This window comes from Enterovibrio coralii, assembly GCF_001559595.1.
Taxonomy (GTDB): domain Bacteria; phylum Pseudomonadota; class Gammaproteobacteria; order Enterobacterales; family Vibrionaceae; genus Enterovibrio; species Enterovibrio coralii.
The window spans coordinates 1-251 of record NZ_LNTY01000057.1; the positions used below are offsets into that span (position 1 = coordinate 1).

1 protein-coding gene is annotated in these 251 nt (G+C 55.0%); it reads right to left on the reverse strand.

The annotated features are described in order from the left end of the window. Window positions 1-251: calcium-binding protein (locus tag ATN88_RS21610; protein WP_408607729.1), on the reverse strand; the 251-nt coding region annotated here is incomplete at both ends.

The following is a 251-nucleotide window of genomic DNA, read 5'->3' on the forward strand; positions in this document are numbered from 1 at the left end:
TGTCATTACCGTCCTGACCGTAAATCACATCATTGCCGGCTCCGCCATCGACAGCGTCATCACCTGTCCCTGCATAGACTTTGTCGTTGCCGTCTTCACCGTAAATGGTGTCGTTACCTGCATCACCATGCAGCTCATCGTTACCGATGCCGCCTTTGAGGAGATCGTGACCCGCACCGCCACGCAAGCGGTCGTCACCGTCTTGACCGTAAAGTTCGTCGTTTCCATCGCCGCCATCAATACGGTCGTTA